This is a genomic window from Streptomyces sp. NPDC003691, assembly GCF_053981115.1.
Window position 1 is genome coordinate 1 of record NZ_JBSFNQ010000042.1, and the last position, 16,819, is coordinate 16,819.

The 16,819-nt window shown below is 73.4% G+C and carries 14 protein-coding genes; all 14 read left to right on the forward strand.

Annotated features, from left to right (window positions below; translation table 11 throughout):
- A partial coding sequence (locus tag ACWDR0_RS20285) for a phytoene desaturase family protein (RefSeq protein WP_456353092.1) occupies positions 1 to 1,246 on the forward strand: 1,246 nt, incomplete at its 5' end.
- 98 nt (positions 1,247 to 1,344) lie between these two features.
- Entirely contained in the window at positions 1,345 to 2,517 is a 1,173-nt protein-coding gene (locus ACWDR0_RS20290) for a 2Fe-2S iron-sulfur cluster-binding protein (protein ID WP_456353093.1), read from the forward strand.
- A 233-nt stretch (positions 2,518 to 2,750) separates the two neighbouring features.
- Positions 2,751 to 2,996 (forward strand): acyl carrier protein, encoded by a 246-nt coding sequence (locus ACWDR0_RS20295; protein ID WP_456353094.1) that lies wholly within the window; start codon positions 2,751 to 2,753, stop codon positions 2,994 to 2,996.
- A 122-nt stretch (positions 2,997 to 3,118) separates the two neighbouring features.
- Positions 3,119 to 5,059 carry an FAD/NAD(P)-binding protein gene (locus tag ACWDR0_RS20300; RefSeq protein WP_456353095.1) on the forward strand — a complete coding sequence of 647 codons (1,941 nt, stop codon included), beginning with the start codon at positions 3,119 to 3,121 and terminating at the stop codon, positions 5,057 to 5,059.
- A gap of 320 nt (positions 5,060 to 5,379) precedes the next feature.
- Positions 5,380 to 6,564, forward strand: coding sequence for an acyl-CoA dehydrogenase family protein (locus ACWDR0_RS20305; protein WP_456353143.1), 1,185 nt, complete (start codon positions 5,380 to 5,382; stop codon positions 6,562 to 6,564).
- Positions 6,565 to 6,709: 145 nt separating this feature from the next.
- On the forward strand, positions 6,710 to 7,816 hold the full coding sequence (locus tag ACWDR0_RS20310) for a saccharopine dehydrogenase (RefSeq protein WP_456353096.1): 1,107 nt from the start codon (positions 6,710 to 6,712) through the stop codon (positions 7,814 to 7,816).
- Positions 7,806 to 9,122, forward strand: a complete 1,317-nt coding sequence (locus ACWDR0_RS20315) for a saccharopine dehydrogenase C-terminal domain-containing protein (RefSeq protein WP_456353097.1) — start codon at positions 7,806 to 7,808, stop codon at positions 9,120 to 9,122. The genes ACWDR0_RS20310 and ACWDR0_RS20315 overlap by 11 nt, the downstream gene beginning before the upstream one ends.
- On the forward strand, positions 9,112 to 10,434 hold the full coding sequence (locus ACWDR0_RS20320; RefSeq protein WP_456353098.1) for a lysine N(6)-hydroxylase/L-ornithine N(5)-oxygenase family protein: 1,323 nt from the start codon (positions 9,112 to 9,114) through the stop codon (positions 10,432 to 10,434). Before ACWDR0_RS20315 ends, ACWDR0_RS20320 begins: the two co-directional genes overlap by 11 nt.
- An 86-nt stretch (positions 10,435 to 10,520) precedes the next feature.
- Positions 10,521 to 11,624, forward strand: coding sequence for an NAD(P)/FAD-dependent oxidoreductase (locus tag ACWDR0_RS20325; protein WP_456353144.1), 1,104 nt, complete (start codon positions 10,521 to 10,523; stop codon positions 11,622 to 11,624).
- The gene (locus tag ACWDR0_RS20330; protein WP_456353099.1) at positions 11,621 to 13,750 is read left to right on the forward strand and encodes a class I tRNA ligase family protein; all 2,130 of its coding nucleotides are present in this window, start codon (positions 11,621 to 11,623) and stop codon (positions 13,748 to 13,750) included. Before ACWDR0_RS20325 ends, ACWDR0_RS20330 begins: the two co-directional genes overlap by 4 nt.
- On the forward strand, positions 13,747 to 15,279 hold the full coding sequence (locus tag ACWDR0_RS20335; RefSeq protein WP_456353100.1) for an AMP-binding protein: 1,533 nt from the start codon (positions 13,747 to 13,749) through the stop codon (positions 15,277 to 15,279). The genes ACWDR0_RS20330 and ACWDR0_RS20335 overlap by 4 nt, the downstream gene beginning before the upstream one ends.
- Positions 15,269 to 15,550, forward strand: a complete 282-nt coding sequence (locus ACWDR0_RS20340) for an acyl carrier protein (RefSeq protein WP_456353101.1) — start codon at positions 15,269 to 15,271, stop codon at positions 15,548 to 15,550. Before ACWDR0_RS20335 ends, ACWDR0_RS20340 begins: the two co-directional genes overlap by 11 nt.
- Complete coding sequence (locus tag ACWDR0_RS20345) at positions 15,547 to 16,134, forward strand: GNAT family N-acetyltransferase (protein WP_456353102.1); 588 nt, start codon at positions 15,547 to 15,549, stop codon at positions 16,132 to 16,134. Before ACWDR0_RS20340 ends, ACWDR0_RS20345 begins: the two co-directional genes overlap by 4 nt.
- A 159-nt stretch (positions 16,135 to 16,293) precedes the next feature.
- On the forward strand, positions 16,294 to 16,803 hold the full coding sequence (locus ACWDR0_RS20350; protein ID WP_456353103.1) for a beta-carotene isomerase domain-containing protein: 510 nt from the start codon (positions 16,294 to 16,296) through the stop codon (positions 16,801 to 16,803).
- Positions 16,804 to 16,819: the final 16 nt, after the last annotated feature.

Genomic DNA, 16,819 nt, shown 5'->3' on the forward strand with positions numbered 1-16,819 from the left:
CATCCAGGACGACCAGCTGTACCGGACCGTGGTGCCCGGGGTGCTGGATGTGACGCTGCCCGCGGACTGGCGGGGCATCACGGATGTGCTCGACGGCCACTTCCCGGGGCACCGGGAGTCCCTGACGGCTTTTCTGGAGCTGGTCCGTGACGTCGGGCTGTGGCAGCTCACCGCCCGGGCCAACCTCCACCGGATCGACGCGGAGATCGAGCGGCTGACCGGCCTGCCGCACGTCCGCAGACACGGGCTGCGGCCCTTCCGGGAGGTCCTGGACGAGTTCTTCACCGACGAGAAGCTGAAGTTCGTGCTGGCCTCCTACTGGTCGTACAACGGGCAGCTGCCGTCCCGGATGTCGTTCATGGACTTCTCCCGGATCCTGGCGCTGTTCGTGGAGACCAAGCCGTACCAGGTCGTCGGCGGCAGCCAGGCCCTGTCGTACGCCATGCTGGAATCCTTCCTCCAGGCGGGCGGCGAGGTCCGGTTCCATACGGCCGTGGAGCGGATCGTCACCCGCGGCGGCCGGGCGGCCGGGGTGCTGCTGGAGGACGGGCGTACGGTCTCCTGCCGGGTGGTGGTCTCCAACGCCCCCGCCACCACGACCTACACCCGGCTGCTGGACCCGGCGGACGTACCGGAGCCCGTACTGCGCGATCTGGGGTCGCGGCGGATGGGCATCGCGGCGACCGTGCTCTATCTGGGTCTCGACGCCCCTGCCGCCGAACTGGGCTTCACCACCGCCGCGAACTTCGTCCACACCGACCTGTCGGAGGAGACCGTGGCCCGGGGGATGCGCTCCCTCGGCCCGGCGCCGTTCATCCTGGCGAGCTGCTACGACGTCAAGCCGAACGGCTGCTCGCCGCCGGGGGCCACCCAGCTCAACCTGATCTCGCTCCAGTACACGGACCCCTGGGACGCGGTGCCCGTCGACGAGTACCGGCGGGCCAAGTACGCCTATGCGGAATCCATGCTGGAGCTGCTGAAGGCGATCGCGCCCGGGGTGCGGGACGTCATCGAGGAGGCCGAGGTCTCCACCCCCATCACCATCAAGCGCTATCTGAGCCAGCCCGGCGGCGCGATCTACGGCTTCGACCAGGACGTCGCCGACGGCTGGCTGTTCCACGACGACGACCTCAAACCGAACGTCCCCGGGCTGGTGCTGGCCAGCAACTGGGTGACCGCCGGGGGCTACAACTCGACCATCGTGACCGCGGCGCGGATGTGCCGGCGGCTGCTGGCCGTGCTCTGAACCCCGGCCCCGAACCGCTGCCCCGCTCCGCCCGCCCGTACCGCTCCGTACCGCTCCGTACCGCTCCCGTCCTGGCCGCTCAGGGAACGAGGTCCGATATGTCACCGTCCATCAATCCACTCGCCCGGCTCTTCGACGGCGCCGACGACGTCGTCGCGGAGATCGAACGGCGGGCCGGGGCCGCGGCGGACGCGGGCGCGCGCCATCCGGACGACGCCTGGGCGGAGGCCGCCGCCTACCACCCGAAGGACCTCGCGCTGACCGTCTCCGAGGTCGTCGACGAGACCCCGACGGCGAAGACGCTCCGGCTGCGGGCCACCGGCGGCGGACCGCTGCCGTCCTTCCTCGCCGGGCAGTACATCAGTCTGACCGTACGGATCGGGGAGCTGGTCACCAGCCGGGCGTTCTCCATCTCCTCCTCGCCCGCCGACCGGGACCACTGGGACCTGACCGTCCGGCGGCTGCGGGGCGGGCTGGTCAGCAACCATCTGCTCGACACCACGGCCCCGGGGGACGAGTTCACCAGCGACGGGCCCATCGGGACCTTCTTCCACGACCCCCTCTTCCACGGCGACGACGTGGTGTTCCTGGCGGGCGGCTCCGGGGTCGCGCCCGCGATGAGCATGATCCGCGACATCCTGGACCACGGGCTGAACCGCCGGATGACCCTGGTGTACGGCTCCCGGCGGGCCGATGACGTGATCTTCCGCGAGGAGCTGGACCGGATCGCGCGGGAGCGGCCCGACGTGCTGACGGTCCACCATGTCTTCGCGGAGCCGGACCCGGGCGGTACCGGGACCCCGGGGCCGCTGGACGCCGCGCTGATCGACAAGCTGGTGGGCCCGCTGAACGGCCGGATGACCTATCTGTGCGGACCGCCCGGCCGGTACGCCCCGCTGGTGGCGCAGTTGCGTTCGCTGGGCCAGCCCCGCCGCCGGATCAGACTGGAGGCCAACAGCGTCGCCCTGCCGCCGCCCGCCGACCCCCGCTGGCCGGCCGGGGCCGATCCGGCGGGCACGGTCACCGTCACCGCCGGGGGCCGCAGCTTCCGGGTGCCCCGCGGCCGGCCGCTGCTGGACTCCCTGGAGGAGAACGGGCTCCGGCCGCAGGCGTCGTGCCGCTCGGGCGAGTGCGCGCTCTGCCGGGTCAGGGTCTGCTCCGGGCAGGTCTTCCACGCCGAGGAGGCGAAGCTGCGCCGCTCGGACCGCGATTTCGGATACGCACACGCGTGCGTTTCCTATCCTCTGGAAGATCTGGAAATCGACTTCTGATAAAAGGCTAAAAAACAACTGCATACCGCTTGGTATCCCCGGTGGAATATGCTTTGCTGGACTTCCGGCCGGAAGTGAATCGGGGAACGGACCATCTTCCCTTTCAGATTCCTCCGATCTCCCCGAGGGGACTCCGCAAGGGAACTCCTCAAAGGAACTCCGCAAAGGACTTCCAAAGGAATTTTCAACGGTAGTCCCCACTGCGCCAAAAATCATCGACAGGAGGCTTATCCATGTCCTCTGATCTGCGCAAAGTCATTATCGACGCCCTGCGTGACATGCATTTCGAGGTGGGCTCGATCACCGATGAGACCCCGCTCGGCGACGGCGGCCTCGAACTGGAATCCCTCTCCATCGCGGAGCTGGTGATGCAGCTCGACAACCAGGGCGTCGCCTTCTCCGACGAGGAGATGGAGACCCTGCCGGGCCTGACCTTCGGCGAATTCGTCGCCGAGGCCGCCCGCCGTTCGGCCGGATAGCGCGCCGGGCCGCCGGGGCGTGCCGGCCGGGGCATACGGCCCGTGACGTACGGCCCGGAGGGCTCGGCGGGACGGCATTCGACAGCACGGGACTCGACGGGACGGACGAAGGAGAGACGACGATGCCAGAGCCGGCGGGCGCGATCTGTGTCGTGGGCCTCGGTCCGCGCGGGCTCGCGGTGTTCGAGCGGCTGTGCGCCAACCACCCCGCGGGGCGGCCCCTGTCGGTCCATGTCGTCGACCCGTACCCGCCGGGGCCGGGCCGGACCTGGCGTACCGGGCAGTCGCCGCATCTGCTGATGAACACGGTGACCTCCCAGGTCAGCCAGTTCACCGACGACAGCGTGCCGTGCGCGGGCCCGGTCCGGCCCGGGCCCAGCCTCCACGACTGGCTCCACCGGCCCGGCGCCGGGGACCGGGACGGCAGCGGGGCCCGGACGGCGTCCGGCGGCCCCGGACCCGGCTGGGCCGGCCCGGAGGCCCCCGGCCCCGACGACTACCCCTCCCGGGCCCAGTACGGCCGCTATCTGGAGTGGGTGTTCGCCCGGCTCGTCGCCACCGCCCCGGCCGGGCTGACCGTCACCGTCCACCGGGCCACCGCCGTCGCCCTCGACGGCGCCCCCGGCGGCCAGTGCCTCACCCTCGACGACGGCTCCCGGCTCACCGGACTCGACGCCGTGGTCCTCACCCTGGGCCACGGACCCGCCGGGCTCTCCGAAGAGGAGGAGCAGCTCGCGGCGTACGCCCGGGAGCACGGGCTGCGCTACCACCCGCCCGCCAACCCGGCCGACCTGGAAGGCGCCCTGGAGGCCGTCGGGTCCGGGGAACCGGTCGCCCTGCGCGGCCTGGGGCTGGTGTTCTTCGATGTGATGGCGCTGCTGACGGAGGGCCGCGGCGGCAAGTACGTGCCGTCCCCCGGGCCCGACGGCGGGCTCCAGTATCTGCCGTCGGGGCACGAGCCGGTGCTGTACGCGGGCTCCCGGCGCGGGGTGCCGTACCAGTCCCGCGGCGAGAACCAGAAGGGCGCGGCCGGGCGGCACGAACCGCTCTTCCTCACCCTCGACGCGGTCCGCCGGATCCGCGCCGCTCCCGGGGCGACCTTCCGGGAGGACGTCTGGCCGCTGCTCTCCGCGGAGGTGGCGACCGTCTACCACCGGGCGCTGGTCGCCCAGTGGGCCGACGGGCCCACCGCCGACCGCTTCCTGGCCGAGTATCTGGCGGCGCCCGCCGCCGGGCGGACCGCCGTACTGCGCCGCTACGGGGTCCGGGCGCAGGACGAGTGGAAGTGGGAGCGGGTGGAACGCCCCTGGGGGCGGCGGATCTTCACGGACCCCGGGAAGTTCAACCGCTGGCTCGCCGCGCATCTCCGGGAGGACGTCCGGCACGCCCGCGGCGGCAATCTCGACGATCCGCTGAAGGCCGCACTCGACGTCCTGCGGGACCTGCGCAACGAGGTCCGGCTGGCGATCGACCACGGGGGCGTCACCGGCACCTCGTACCGCGACGAGGTCGTCCGCTGGTTCACCCCGCTCAACGCCTATCTCTCCATCGGGCCGCCGCCGTCGCGGGCCGCGGAGATGGCGGCCCTGATCGACTGCGGGCTGCTCACCGTCGTCGGCCCCCGGACCCGGGTGCGCCGGGACCCCGGCGGAGCCGGTTTCCTGTTCGGCTCCGACGCGGTGCCGGGCTCCCAGATCCGGGCAACCACCCTGGTGGAGGCCCGGATCCCCGATCCCGACCTGCGGCGCAGTACGGATCCGCTGCTGCGGCACCTACTGGCGACCGGGGGGTGCCGGCCCTACCGGATCCCGGACCCGGAGCCGGACCCGGCCGCGGACCCGGCCGCCGGGAGCGGTGGCGGGTACGAGACCGGCGGTCTTGAGGTCACCCCGCGGCCCTACCGGGTGGTGGACGCCGCGGGGGTGCCCCATCCGCGCCGGTTCGCCTTCGGCGTCCCGACGGAGAACGTGCACTGGGCCACCGCGGCCGGGATACGCCCCGGGGTGGGCTCGGTGATCCTGGAGGACGCGGATGCGGTGGCCCGGGCGGTGCTGGGCTTATGAGCGGGGTGGGGCAACTCGTCGCAAGGACCCTTGCGGGGGAGAGCCTCCGGGCCGCGGGGAGTGCCGTGACCGGCGGGGACGGTATGCCGACCACAGGCCGCCCGTGGCTGTTCGCGCAGTTCCTCGCGCCCCTAAATGCCCTCGCCCGCAGCGGTCTTCCGACAGATTCCGCCCCCTGTGTCCGAAGGCAACGGGACCCCCAGCGCCCCCGGCCGCCCGAGGGATCCCCAGCGCCCCGGACGCCCCCTGCCCGTACCGGCCCGGCCGGGTCGGGGCCGACCAATCCGACCGCTCCCGGAGGGAGTTCCGCAGTGGACACGATCACCGGAGCAGAGTCCGAGCTCGCCGGGCTGCCGTTCTACGACGACGGGCACCGGCGCCTGGCGCGGGAGATCGGGGTCTGGTGCGACAGTTACCGGGATCTGTGGGACACCGTGCGCCGGACCGACCCCGACGAGGCGGGGCGACGCCTCGTCGGGGTGCTCGGTGAGGACGGCTGGCTGGCCGGGCTGGACCCGGATGCCGCGCCCTCCGGGCTGCCCGGTGACATCCGGGCCCTCGGCCTGGCCCGGGAGGCCCTCGCCTACACCGAGGACCTGGCGGACTTCGCGTACTCCATCCAGTCCCTGGCCGCGACCCCGGTGATCCGGCACGGCACGCCCGAGCAGCGGAAGCGGTTCCTGCCCGCGATGGCGGACGGCTCGCTGATCGGCGCCTTCGCGGTCTCCGAGAAGGAGGCCGGTTCGGATCTGGCGGCGGTCGCGCTGGCCGCCCGGCGCACCGGCGGCGGGGACTGGGTGCTGGACGGGCACAAGGCGTGGATCGCGCATGCCACGATCGCCGGTCTGTATGTGGTGATCGCCCGCACCGGCGAGGGCCCGGGGCCGCTGGGGCTGACCGCCTTCCTGGTGCCCGCGGACACCCCCGGGGTGCGGGTCGGGCAGAAGCTGGAAGCCGTCGCCCCGCGCTCGTTCGGCCATCTGGTCTTCGAAGGCTGCCGGCTGCCCGCGGACGCGGTGCTGGGACGGCCGGGCCGGGGCTTTGTGATCGCCGCCGAGCTGCTGGAGCGGTTCCGGATCACGGTCGGCGCGGCGGCCTGCGGCTTCGGCCGCCGCGCCGCCGACGAGGCCCTCGCCCATACGAAGGGCCGCCGCGCCTACGGCGGCACGCTCTACAGCCTCCAGTTGGTCAGGGCCCGGCTCGCGGATATGGAGATCGGGCTGAACGCGGCGGCCCTGCTGGTGGCCAGGGCGGCCTGGGAGTGCGACCGCGGCAACCCCGGCTTCGGCCGGTACGCGGATATCGCGAAGGTGCATGCCACCGAGGTTGCGCAGCGGGTGGTGGACGAGGCCGTTCAGTTGTTCGGCGCGGCCGGGGTCGTCAAGGACGGCGTACCCGAACGCCTCTACCGGCAGATCCGCTCGTTGCGTATCTACGAGGGCGCCAGCGATGTGCTGCGGCTCGCCGTCGCCGACTCCCTCGGGGCCCGCAGGCCTCCGGGCTGACGGCCCCGCCCGGGGGATTCCCCGGGCGCCGCCGGCCCCCGCCCGGCGGTCCGCGCCACCGCTGCACCCGATCCGCCACCGATACGAAGGAGACGACGTTGTCCACCGCGATCGACGCGCCACGGCCCGGCGAGGGGCACCACTGATGCCCGCCCTGCCCCGGCTGTGGCTGCGCCACGAGACCCGCCCCACCGAGTGCCGTGCCCCGCTGGTGCCCGCCGACGCGGCGCAGCTGGTGGCCCGGGGCGTACGGATCACCGTGGAGGAGTCGCCGCAGCGCGCCGTCGAACTCGGCGAGTACGTGCGGGCGGGGTGCGAGACGGCGCCCGCGGGCAGCTGGCCCGGGGCTCCCGACGACACCTATGTGCTGGGCCTCAAGGAGCTGCCCGCCGAACCGTACGCGCTGCGCCACCGGCATATCTTCTTCGGCCACGCCTACAAGGGGCAGCCCGGCGCCCGGGCCCTGCTCGACCGGTTCACGGCGGGCGGCGGCGCCCTGCTGGACCTGGAGTACCTCACCGACGACGACGGGCGCCGGGTGGCGGCCTTCGGCTACTGGGCCGGGTACGTGGGCGCCGCGCTGGCGGTCCTGCACCGGCGCGGGACGCTGAAGACACCGCTGCGGACCATGGACCGGGTGGAGCTGGACGGGCTGCTGCGGGCCCGGCCGTCGTCCGACGCGCCGGGCGAACCGCCCGGGGACGCGCTGGTGATCGGGGCGCTGGGGCGGAGCGGGCGCGGCGCCTGCGACGCCCTGGAGACCGCCGGTCTGGACCCGGTCCGCTGGGATCTGGCCGAGACCCGCGAGCTGGACCGGGCGGCGCTGCTGGGCCACGGTCTGCTGGTGAACACGGTGCTGGTGACCCGGCCGGTGACCCCGTTCCTGACCCCGGCGGACCTGGACGCGCCGGAGCGGCGCCTCTCGGTGGTCTCGGACGTCACCTGCGACGCGGGCTCGGAGTGGAATGTGCTGCCGGTGTACTCCGAGGCGACCTCCTGGGACCGGCCGGTACGGCGGCTGCGGGGCGGGGCCCGCCCGCTGGACCTGATCGCCATCGACAATCTGCCGTCCCTGCTGCCCGCCGAGGCGGGCCGGGGCTTCTCGGCGGATCTCTGGCCGCAGTTGCTGAACCTGCCGGGGCCGGGTGCCTGGGGCAGCGCCCCGGACTGTCCGGCCTGGTCGCGCACGCTGCGCCGGTTCACCGAAGCCGTACTCGCCGCCCGTGTCGAGGAGGAGTCCCGTGAACGGTGAACCGAGCGGCCGCACTCCGCGGCCTCCCGCCCCGGCGCCCGCCGGTGGTGTCGTGCACTGGGTGGGGACCGGTCTCTCCACCGGCCGCAGCGGTCTCGGCCTGCTCTGCGAACGCACCCGCCGGGTGGTGCTGTGGGACCGTACGGCCGACCGGGCCGAACGCAGGCTGGCGGCCCTCGGACTGACCGGGCGAGCGGAGGCCCGGGGGCTCGGCGGCGGCGCCCTGGCGGCGGCCGTCGGGCCGGGCGACACGGTGGTGTCGATGCTGCCCGCGGCGGAGCACCGGGAGCTGCTGCGGCTGGCGGCGGACCGCGGCGCCCACTTCGCCTGCACCAGCTATACGTCCCCCGAACTCGCCGAGGGCGCCCGGGCGGCCGCCGGGCGGGGGCTGGTGGTGCTCACCGAGGCCGGTCTGGACCCGGGCATCGACCATCTGCTGGCGCATGACCTGGTGGACCGGGCCCGGCGGGCGGTCGGCGACCGTCCGGTGGTGGCCGGGTTCACCTCGTACTGCGGCGGACTGCCCGCGGTGCCCAACGACTTCCGGTACCGCTTCAGCTGGGCACCGTACGGGGTGCTGGCCGCACTGGGCACCCCGGCGCGGTACGCCGAGGGCGGTACCTGGCATACCGCCCGGCAGCCGTGGTCGGCGACCCGGACGCTGACGCTGGCCGGGGAGGACTTCGAGGTCTATCCCAATCGCGACAGCGAGCCGTTCGCCGCCCAGTACGGCTTCCCGGACCACTGGCGGCTCTCCGGCTTCGTCCGCGGCACCCTGCGGAACGCGGGCTGGCGGACGGCCTGGTCGGAGGTGTTCGCGACGGTCGCCGCCGGGGACGAGGGCCGGGTCAGGGCGCTCGCCAAGCAACTGGCGGACCGGTATCCGACGACGGAGGCGGACCGGGACCGGGTGGTGCTGCATGTGGCACTGGACCTCGACGACCCGGACGGCACACCCCGCTGGCGCGGCTCCGGTCTGCTCGACCTGACCGGTACGGCGGCGGAGAGTGCCATGGCCCGCTGTGTGTCGCTGCCGCTCGCCCTGGGGGTGGCCGCGGTCCTGGACGGCGCGCTGCCCCCGGGGCTCAACCGGGCGGCGGAGTCGGCGGCCGGCGCCGCAGGCCTGCTCGGCGCGCTCGCGGAGCACGGGGTCCGCGCCGTCGTCGAGGAGCACCCGGCCCCCCTCGCCCCGGCGGCCGCCCCGGACACCTCCGGGGCCCGCGGCGGTTCCGCAGCCCCGCCCCGTCCCGCGTCCCGCACCGAGCGCGGTGCCCCGCCCGAAGGAGAGGTCCCCCATGGCGCATGAGCCCATCCGCTCCGGTCCGGCCCACTACCGCTGCCTGGGAGTGGGCGCCGGACCGGCCAATCTGAGTCTGGCGTCCCTGCTGCACGGACGGCCGGAGGTGACGCATCTCTTCGTCGACCGCAAGGAGCGGTTCAGCTGGCACGACGGGCAGCAACTGCCCGGGAACACCCTCCAGGTCTCGCTGTTCAAGGATCTGGTGACCCTCGCCGAGCCGGGGAACCCGTACTCCTTCCTGTCGTACCTCCATGAGCACGGCAGGCTGTACCACTTCCTCAACGCCCAGTTCGAGGCGGTGCCGCGGGCCGAGTTCCGCAACTATCTGGAGTGGGCGAGCCGGGTCAACGGCAATGTCGTCTTCGGGGAGTCCGTCGAGGAGATCTCCTTCGACGCGGGGGTGTTCCGGGTGGCCACCGACCGGCGGACGGTCACCGCCGACCACATCGTCGTGGGGGTCGGCAGCCGGGCCTGGGTGCCGCCCCAGGCCCGTGGCGCGCTCGGCCCCACCCACTTCCATGTCAGCGACCACGCCGGCGCCGCGCGCGAAGTGGGGGGCCGCCGGATCGTGGTGATCGGCGGCGGGCAGTCCGGGGCGGAGGCCTTTCTGGACCTGGTGTCGCGGCCGGCGGGGGAACTGCCGCGCAGGGTCTCGTGGATCTCCCGCCGGAACAACTACTTCCCCATCGACGACTCGCCGTTCACCAACGACTACTACATGCCGTCGTACGCCGAGTACTTCTACGGACTGGACCGGGAGACCCGGCACGCCTTCAACGAGCGGCACGTGCTGACCAGCGACGGCATATCCGAGAGCACCCTGCGCGATATCTACCAGCGGGTCTATCTGCACCGCTTCGTGGAGGGCAATGTCGACCTCGTCGGGCTGCACCCCAACCGGGAGGTGCTCGACGTCTCCCCCGGGGTCTACGGGGGCTGGCAGGTGTCGGCGCGCCACAACGACCATCCGGACTCGGCGGAGCTGTTCGAGGCGGACGTGGTGATCTGGGCGACCGGCTTCCGGCCGACGCCGATGGACTTCCTCGCCCCGGTCGCGGACCGGCTGGAGCGCGACGGCGACGAACTGCGGATCGACGAGGACTACGCGGTCCACTGGGACGGCCCCGAGGACCGGCGGATCTTCGTACAGAACGCGGCGCGCGGCCAGCGCGGGCTCGCGGACCCCAATCTCAGTCTGAACGCCTGGCGGTCCCGGCGGATCGCGGACCGGCTGAGCAAGGTCGCGGGCAACGAGCAGATGCCGTCGTTCATCGAATGGGCGTCGAAGCCGGGCCCCCGGGCCGGGGGCGGATCGTGAACGCGGACACCCGGGGCCGGATATCCGGTGCCCGGGACCGGTTACCGGACCCGGCGCCCGGGTCCCGGGAGCCGCGGGACACGGATATCGCGGTGGTCGGCGCCGGGGTGATCGGCACCCTGATCGCCCGCGAGGCCGTCGCCGCGGAACCCGGGGCCTCGGTGACCGTGCTGGACCGGGATCTGATCGCCGGGGGCGCCACCCGCCGCTCGGCGGGGCTGCACTTCCCGCGCGGCGCCTCCCCGGCCGTGCGGGCGATGGCCGCCGAAAGCCAGCGGTACTGGGCCGGTCTCGCCGCGGCCCGGCCGGAACTCCCCGTCCATCCGCTGCCGATGACGGTGGTCGCGTCCCGGGGTGCGGAGCCCGCGCTGCGGGAGGCTTATCTGCCGGAGGCGGCCCTGCGGCCGGCCGGGGAACTGCCCGTACAGCTCGGCGCCCTGCCCGAGGGGTCGGCCGCCTGGACCGGCGGGCACTGCCAGTACGCGGACGTGCCCGCGCTCACCCAGGCGCTCGCCGCCGGACTCCGGCCGCGGGTGCGGTTCCTGGAGGGGGTGGCCGTCACCGGTGTGACGGCGGGCCCGGCGGGGGTGGAGCTGACGCTCGGCACCGGCGGGGTGCTGACCGCGGCCCGGGCCGTCCTGGCCCCGGGCCCCTGGACCGCGCATCCCGCCTGGCGGGAGCTGGTGGCGCCGCTCGGGATCCGGGTGAAGAAGATCGTCGCCCTGCATCTCGAACTGCCGCCGTCGGCGGCGGACGGCGCGATCGTCTTCCACGACGAGGACGCGTTCCTGCTGCCGTACCGGCACCGCGGGCACTGGCTCTTCAGCTACACCTGCCGGGAGTGGGACGTCGACCCTGACGCCCTGGACCCAGCGGTGTCCCCGGCCCATCTCGCGGAGGCCGTCGCGGTGCTGCGGCGGTACGCGCCCGGCCTCGCGGAGCACTGTGTGTCGGGGCGGGTGTTCTGCGACGCGTACAACCCGGCGGGCGGTCCGCTGGTACGGCCGCTGACCGCCGACGGGCGGCTGCTGTTCGCGGGCGCGGCCGGGGGGTCGGGCTACCGGCTGGCCCCGGCGATCGCCGCGGAGACCGTCCGGCTGCTGACCAAGCGGCCCGCGGGCCGCTCCCCCGTACCGCCCGCTCCCCGCGATCCGTCCGCCGACCTCTCCCAGGACCAGGGGCCATCATGATCATCAACCGTTACGACGAGAGTGTGCTGGAGACGGCCTTCGGTATCGGTATGAGCGATGTCGAGGGGCTGAGCACGGGGGCGGGCTGGGGCCGGGTGGCGCCCGGGCAGTCGTCCGCCGCCCATCAGCACGACGAGACCGAGTTCTTCGTGATCGTCGCGGGCCGCGGCGAGTTCAGCGTCGACGGCCGCCGCCATCCCGCCGAACCGGGCGTCGTCGCCCTCTTCGAACCCTTCGAGACCCATGTCCTCACCAACACCGGCGATACCGACCTGGTCTTCCTCACCCAGTACTGGCGGGACTCCCGCCGGGCCCTGGCCTCCTCCGGCGACCGGGGGCGGCTGGACTTCGGCGACCGGCCGGTGTTCGTGTTCTCCACTCCGCCGACGCCCAACGGCGATCTCCATCTGGGCCATCTCTCCGGCCCCTATCTGGGCGCCGACGCCTATGTCCGCTTCCAGCGGCTGAACGGCGCGAACGCCTGGCATCTGACCGGCAGCGACGACTACCAGAGCTATGTGGTGGGCGCGGCCCGGGCCCGCGGCGAGACCCCCGCGGAGACCGCGGCGCACTACAGCGAGGAGATCCGCCGCACGCTCGCCCTGATGGACATCGTCCCCGACCAGTACACGGTCACCGATACCGCGCCGGGCTACCGGGACGGGCTGCGGGAGTTCTTCTCCCGGATCGTCTCCTCCGGGAAGGTGTCCGTCGGTGAACGGGACGCCCTCTTCGACGCCGTCACCGGCGGCTATCTGTACGAGGTCGACGTCAGCGGCGGCTGCCCGGGCTGCGGCGCGGGCACCGGGGGCAATATCTGCGAGGAGTGCGGCGAGCCCAACACCGTCGCCGATCTGACCGCCCCGCGCTCCGCGCTGTCGGACGCCGAACCGGTCCGGAGGCCGCAGGACCGCTGGTCGCTGCCGCTGCACGACTTCGGTACGGAGGTGGCCGAGCACCACCGCGCGGGCCGGGTCCCGGCCCGGCTCCGGGAGCTGGCGGCCCGGCTGTTCGCCCGGCCCGCCCTGGACATACCCGTCACCCACCCCTCGGAGTGGGGCGTGCCCCCGGCCGAGTCCGGCCCCGGCGGCGGCCCGGACGGCCAGGTCATCTGGGTCTGGCCGGAGATGAGTTACGGCTTCCTGCACGGCATCCAGGAGCTGGGGGCCCGCACCGGGCGGGAGTGGCGGGCCGGGGCGCCGGACCGGGACTGGAAGATCGTCCACTTCTTCGGCTACGACAACAGCTTCTACCACGCGGTGCTCTACCCGGTGCTCTACCGGCTGGCGCACCCGGAGTGGCGGCCCGATATCGACTACCACGTCAACGAGTTCTATCTGCTGGAGGGCGCCAAGTTCTCCACCAGCAGGCGGCACGCGATCTGGGGCAAGGAGATCCTCGGGCCGGATTCGGTCGACGCCGTACGGTACTTCCTGGCCCGCACCCGGCCGGAGGAGGAGCGCACCGACTTCCGGCGGGCGGCCTACGAGCGGACCGTGGCGGAGACCCTGGCCGGGACCTGGCAGCGGTGGCTGACCGGGCTCGGCGAGCGGATCACCAAGGAGTACGGCGGTACCGCGCCGGACGCGGGGACCTGGACGCCCGAGCACTCCGCGTTCCTCGCCCGGCTCGGCGGCCGGCTCGCCGCCGTCACCGGGGCCCTGCGCCCCGACGGCTTCTCCCTCAACCGGGCCGCCGCCGAACTCGACGGCATCGTCGCCGACACCCTGCGGTTCTCCCGGCAGGAGTCCCCGACCGCGCACCACGACGGCTGGCGCTCCGAGTCCCGTACCGCGATCGCCCTGGAACTGGCCGCCGCCCGGCTGCTGGCCCGTACCGCCCTGCCCGTCATGCCGCGCTTCGGCGCAAGGCTGGCCGGGGCCCTGGGGCTGCCGGAGGCCGACGCCTGGCCCACCGCCGTCGAACTCGTTCCGCCGGGCAGCCCGATCCGGCTCGCGGACACCGTCTTCTTCCACCCGGCGGGGACGCCCGGGGCACCCGGAGCGGCGGATCCGGCGAGCACGGCCGGGGCGGCGGGCGAGGCCGGGAAGGCCGGGACGGCTGATTCGGCGGGCGCGGCGGGCGACGCGGCCGGGGCGGATCCGGCCGGGGAGGCGGACCGGTGACGGCGGAGACCCTGGGCCGGATCGTCTCCGGCCCCCCGGACCGCGGCGGGCACATCGCCTTCGCCAGCCTGACCCGGACCGAACGGCTGCCCCTCACCGAGCTGTACCGCCGCAGCGGGCTGGTCGCCCACTGGCTGCGCGAGGAGCACGGTGTACGGCCCGGCGACCGGATCGGCATCCTCGCCGCCAACGGCCCGGAGTGGGTGCTGCTCGATCTGGCGGCCCTGCGGATCGGGGCCGAAACCGCGGGCTTCGAACCCGGCAAGTTCGCCCCGGACGCCGGACTGCGCGAACGCTACGGACTGCGGGTGCTGTTCACCGACCGGCCGGAGGCCGCCGGGGTGCCCGGGACCGTACCGGCGGCGGACGTCGCGGCCGCCGCCGCGCGACCCGGCGACCCGCCCCCGCCGCCGGCTCCCGGCTGGGGGCCGAAGGACGTCACCACGGTCAAGTTCACCTCCGGCAGCACCGGGGAGCCCAAGGGCCTGGGGGCCACCGCGGGCAGCGTCGACAGCTCCCTGCGGGCCGTCCAGCAGATCTTCCACCACGGCCCCGGGGACGACCTGTTCGTCTTTCTGCCGCTCTCCCTGCTCCAGCAGCGGTACTGGGTGTACTCGGCGCTGCTCCACGGCCACGACATCACCGTCTCCACCTACGAGGCGGCGTTCGCGGCGCTGCGCCGGGTCCGGCCGACGGTGGTGATGGGCGTCCCCGCGTTCTTCGAGACCGCGAAACGGCAGATCGAACACCGGCTGCGGCGCTCCGGCGGCCGGGAGGACGCGAAGGAGGCGGGCCGGGCCGTCTTCGGCGACCGGATCCGCTATCTCTGGACCGGCTCCGCCCCCGCCTCCCCCGGCATGCTCCGGTTCCTCGAAGACGCCGGACTGCCGATCTACGAGGGGTACGGGCTCAACGAGACCTGCATCGTCACCAAGAACCACCCCGGGGCCCACCGGGCGGGCAGCGTCGGGCAGGTGCTGCCCGGCAAGGAGGTGCTGATCGGGCCGGACGGCGCGGTCTCGGTCCGCAGCGACCACCCCGTCAACGACCACTACGCCTATGCGGCGCCCGGCGACTCGGAGCGGATGTTCGGACCCGGCGGTCTGGTCCGCACCGGGGACCTGGGGCATCTGGACGAGGACGGCTATCTCTTCGTCCACGGCCGGGCCGACGACGTCATCGTCCTCGACAACGGGAAGAAGATCGTCGTCCGGCCGGTGGAGGAGGCCCTGCGGGCCGATGCCTCGGTCGCCGAGTGCGTGGTGTTCTGCCCCGGGCAGACCGAGCTGGTGGCCGTGGTCTCCCCGGCCGCCGTCCCCGCCGACCGGGCCGCCATCTCCGCCCATCTGGACCGGACGAACGCCCGGCTCGCCGCCGACGAGCGGATCAGCCGGGCGGTCGTCGCCGACGAACCGTTCTCCATCGGCAACGGCCTGCTCACCTCGCAGTACAAGCCGAGGCGGGCGCGGATCCTCGACGTCCACCGCGCCGCCGTCCACAACCCCTCGGAGGGAATCCATGCCCGTTGACCACGCGTCGCTCGAAACCGCGGCCCGGGAGCAGCTCTGCGCCGTACTGCCGCGGGAGCTGGCGCCGTCGGCCCTCGACCTCGACGCCGACCTGGTCGGCTCGTACGCCCTGACGTCGCTGAACAAGGTCCTCTTCCTGACCGAGCTGTGCGAGGCTACCGGCGTCGACCTCGCCCACTTCACGGAGGACGACCTGGAAGGAATGCACACCCTGCGCCAGGTCACCGAAGCGCTGGCCCGGCACTCGACCGAGGGGAACGTACAGGCATGAGCTGGGCGGAAGCGGCGCCGGCCGTTCTGGAGGACGCGTACGTACGGCTCCACCCCGTCACGGAGGACGACCGCGAGGGCGTCCGGGCGGTCGCGATGGACCCGGACATCTGGCGGTACTTCGTGGCCGCCGTCGGCGACGACAACGATTTCAAGGTCTTCTTCGACACCGCGCTCGCCGACACCGCGGCGGGGCGGCGGATCGTCTTCGTCGTCACGGACAAGGCGTCGGGCCGGGTCGCGGGCAGTATGTGCTACGGCAATCTGGCGGAGGCCGATGCCCGGCTGGAGATCGGCTGGTCGTGGCTGGGCCGCGACTTCCGCGGTACCGGGGTCAACCGCCGGGTGAAGTGCCTGATGCTGGAGCACGCCTTCGAACGGCTCGGCGCGGAGCGGGTCGAGTTCAAGACCGACGTCCTCAACGAGCAGGCCCGCCGAGGGCTGGTGAACATCGGCGCTACGGAGGAGGGTGTACTGCGCTCCTTCAACTACATGCCGGGCGGACGGCGGCGGGACGCCGTGTACTACAGCATCCTGCGGGCGGAGTGGCCCGGGGTGAAAGAGCGGCTCACGGCCGCGGACTGACCGCGGACCGACCGCGGACCGACCGCGGACCGACCGCGGACTCCGTACGGCCCGGCACGGCGGCCGGCCCCGGACCGCACGGAACAGCACGGAACAGCACGACAGTCAGCGGCCGTACGCCGTACGGCCGGCCCCGGCTCCCCAGGAGGCGTCCCTCCCGTGTTCGACTCCCTGTTCCTGAAGAAGTTCAACAAGCTCCGCGCCCGGAATCTCGGCTACGAGTCCCCGCTCACCGGCTGGGACGCCTTCGTCGACTCGTCGGAGTACGAGGACCGGACCTTCCGCGGCGAGGAGCTGAACCGGGTCGTGGAAGCCTCGTACATCGACTTCATGGGCGGCCCGCGGACGGTCGCCGCGATGGGCCGGTTCGCCCGGCGCTTTCCGCGGACCGCGACCCGGATCCTGTCGCTGCTGACGCCTCATCTGTTCCGCTGGCTGGTGGGGCCCATGGAACGGACCGGGCCGGACCGGATGCGGATCACCCAGTGCACCTTCCTGACGAGTACGTCGCCCGGGATGTGCCATCGGCTCTGCAAAGTCCCGACGGAGAAGTACTTCACCGAGAAGGTGTCGGTCCCGCTGACGCTGGTGCCCGATGTGAAGGCCGCGACCTGCGAGGTCACTTTCACTCCGTACCGCCCGCCGGAGCGCCGTCCCCCGGCGTCCTGACCACCGGTCACATACC

What these genes read in the sequence shown, in the direction of transcription:
- ACWDR0_RS20310 (WP_456353096.1), top strand. Translation starts at nt 6,710, where the DNA reads ATGCCCGCCCTGCCCCGGCTGTGGCTGCGCCACGAGACCCGCCCCACC.
- ACWDR0_RS20295 (WP_456353094.1), top strand. Translation starts at nt 2,751, where the DNA reads ATGTCCTCTGATCTGCGCAAAGTCATTATCGACGCCCTGCGTGACATG.
- ACWDR0_RS20290 (WP_456353093.1), top strand. Translation starts at nt 1,345, where the DNA reads ATGTCACCGTCCATCAATCCACTCGCCCGGCTCTTCGACGGCGCCGAC.
- ACWDR0_RS20340 (WP_456353101.1), top strand. Translation starts at nt 15,269, where the DNA reads ATGCCCGTTGACCACGCGTCGCTCGAAACCGCGGCCCGGGAGCAGCTC.
- ACWDR0_RS20320 (WP_456353098.1), top strand. Translation starts at nt 9,112, where the DNA reads ATGGCGCATGAGCCCATCCGCTCCGGTCCGGCCCACTACCGCTGCCTG.
- ACWDR0_RS20300 (WP_456353095.1), top strand. Translation starts at nt 3,119, where the DNA reads ATGCCAGAGCCGGCGGGCGCGATCTGTGTCGTGGGCCTCGGTCCGCGC.
- ACWDR0_RS20330 (WP_456353099.1), top strand. Translation starts at nt 11,621, where the DNA reads ATGATCATCAACCGTTACGACGAGAGTGTGCTGGAGACGGCCTTCGGT.
- ACWDR0_RS20345 (WP_456353102.1), top strand. Translation starts at nt 15,547, where the DNA reads ATGAGCTGGGCGGAAGCGGCGCCGGCCGTTCTGGAGGACGCGTACGTA.